Annotated in this window: 2 protein-coding genes; both read left to right on the plus strand. The window is 55.5% G+C overall.

Features of this window, described 5'->3' with window-relative positions; genetic code table 11:
- On the plus strand, positions 1-865 hold an 865-nt coding region (locus L692_RS0103980), incomplete at its 5' end, for an N-acetylmuramoyl-L-alanine amidase (RefSeq protein ID WP_025697421.1).
- A 162-nt stretch (positions 866-1,027) separates the two neighbouring features.
- Positions 1,028-2,521 (plus strand): N-acetylmuramoyl-L-alanine amidase family protein, encoded by a 1,494-nt coding sequence (locus L692_RS0103985; RefSeq protein WP_025697423.1) that lies wholly within the window; start codon positions 1,028-1,030, stop codon positions 2,519-2,521.
- Positions 2,522-2,632 lie beyond the last annotated feature (111 nt).

The following is a 2,632-nucleotide window of genomic DNA, read 5'->3' on the forward strand; positions in this document are numbered from 1 at the left end:
AAGCGGAGCCGTCCAGCCGATTATTACAACGCTGGATAGTCCGAGCAGGATTGTGGTGGAGCTCCCGGGCGCTTCGCTGGCGGCGGATTTTGCCGGAGGGAGGCTGGAGCCCGGATCGCCGGCTTCCCAAGGGACGCTCGATGTTTCGGGATACCCGCTGATATCAGGCGTCGGGTACTCGATGTCCGCTGCCTATCCGTCCACCGTTCGCTTTGAAATTCAGACGACGGAAGCCTTGCCCTACCGGTTAAACGTTGATGACAGCACAGGTCTGATCACCGTGGATCTGAATGCAAGCGATACAGGGGGCGGCGGCAAGCCGGTCGTTGTGCTGGACGCCGGGCATGGCGGCTCGCAGCCGGGTGCAATCAGCGCCGCTGAACGAAAAGAGAAAGACTTCAACCTGGCCGTGATTCAAAAAGCGGGAGCCCTGCTGCAAAAAGATGAACGAGTGACGGTGGTGTTCACAAGGACGGAGGATATCACGCTCACCCTGCAGGATCGAGTACATATCGCGGAAGAGGCCGGAGCGAACCTCTTCATATCGCTGCATGCGAATGCGATGCCCAAGACAGCAGCGAACTGGAATATGGTCAATGGCAGCGAGACTTATTACACCCGCAGCGGCAGCCTTCCGCTGGCCAAGGTCATGCATGCTCATCTGGTCAAGGGAACCGGCTTCAAGGATAACGGAGTCAGGGCGAAGAGTCTGCATGTGACGAGAGAAACCACAATGCCGGCGGTGCTGCTTGAGGCCGGTTATTTGACCAATACGACAGAGGAATCATCGCTGTTCACGGGTGATCTCCAGGATGCGCTGGCCCGGGAAATTGCAGCGGGCATTATCGAATATCTGGGAATATAGTCCCGTCCATAGCGGGAGCGGCGGTCTGTCCGGGCGCCGGACGGCTGGAAATCATTCGCAACTTTTTAGGGAAGCCGGCGTCTAATAAATGTCAAAGGTCGTCGAAGGGACCAACACAGAACGCCATTCCGGGGCGGAATATTCGATTCCTAGAGGTGAAGAATGAAGAAATTGGGTTTTATGCTGCTGGTGCTACTGTTCGTATTCATTATGCCGGAAAATGGACATGCCGCTTCTGGAAACAACAGGATTTTCCTCGACGGCAAGGAACTGACCGCAGGACAAAGCGTCCCGGTCGAGAGCGTGAACGGCACTATTATGGTGCCTCTGCGGATGATTGTTGAAAATCTGGGCTACAAAGTGGACTGGAACCAGAAAACGAAGACGGTGACGATTGAGCAGGGGGGAAAGGTAATTTCTCTTGTGGTCGGTCAAAAAAAAGCGACGGTCGACGGAAAGGAAGTCTCTCTTAATGAGGCGCCCATCGTGAGAAGCGACACCTCGCTTGTGCCGATCCGTTTCATTTCCGAGCAGTTCGGGTTAAAGGTGCAATGGGATAACCAGGCGAAGTCGGTAATCATTACGACCCCGCAGACTTCGGCCGGTCCCGGCTCTCCTGAAGGCAACCCCTCGCCAATAGAGGGCAGTTCATCGGGAGGCGAAGCAGGCCCGGAAGTGCCGCCGTCCGGCTCTGCAAGCAATGTGACGAAGGTTGACGGAGCAAGCTTTAGCAATAACCGGCTTCTTATCGCGATGACCGGCGATTCCGCGCCAAAGGTTTCCGTACTGGACAGTCCGGCTCGAATCGTGGTGGACATTCCAAATGCTTCCTTCTCCGATTCATTCGGGTCTGAACAGAATCTGTCGCCCGGTATGATGAGCACGCTGGATGCGGCAGGGTATCCGGATGTCAAGGAAATCCGCTACTCCTTATACAGCGCCAGTCCTTATACGGTGCGGTTCGTCATCGAGCTGAACGAGTCCAAAGATTTCGGATACAGCCTGTCTGCTGCGGAATCGTCTTCGAAGCTCGCTATTATTGACCTGAACGCCACAGGAGGGCTGGCTGGAGGCGGCACCGCAACGGATGGAACAACGGGGCTTCCAGACAGGAACGGCAAGAAGCTCGTCGTGCTGGATGCCGGGCACGGTGCCAAGGATTCCGGAGCGATTGGAGTTACCAAAAAATACGAGAAGAACTTTAACCTGGCGGTAGTCCTGAAAGCGGAGGAACTGCTGAAGCAGGAGGCCAATATTGAAGTTGTGCTGACGAGAAGCGATGACACTTTCCTTGAGCTGAAGGACCGGGTGGCCATCGCCAATAACTTGAGCGCAGATCTGTTCATTTCGGTTCATGCCAACAGCAGCACCACTTCGGTGGCCAGCGGCACGGAGACGTATTACAAGCGGGATGAGAGCAAGGCGTTCGCCGCAGTTATGCATAAATATCTGGTCCAGGCGACCGGCCTGAGCGACCGCGGTGTACAGTACGGCAATTTTCATGTGATCCGTGAGACGAAAATGCCGGCGATTCTGCTGGAAGTCGGCTACCTCAGCAACAAAAAAGACGAGGCTCTCCTGTTTACGGAGGACTTGCAAAACAGGGTGGCCGCAGCAATCGTGAGCGGAATCAAGGAGTATTTGCATACGGTATAATTCTACAGGGAGGCGTTGAAATGTGGAATAAAAAAATGGGGATCATCGGTCTGGCGTCGGCCCTCCTGCTTGTGCTGGCAGGCTGCGGCGGCAAGCCGTCCGCAGCTCCTG

The sequence above is a fragment of the Paenibacillus forsythiae T98 genome (assembly GCF_000520735.1).
GTDB classification, from domain to species: domain Bacteria; phylum Bacillota; class Bacilli; order Paenibacillales; family Paenibacillaceae; genus Paenibacillus_AQ; species Paenibacillus_AQ forsythiae.

Bases quoted from the DNA above. Each gene is read 5' to 3' on its own strand.
- L692_RS0103985 (WP_025697423.1), top strand. From the start codon at position 1,028: ATGAAGAAATTGGGTTTTATGCTGCTGGTGCTACTGTTCGTATTCATT.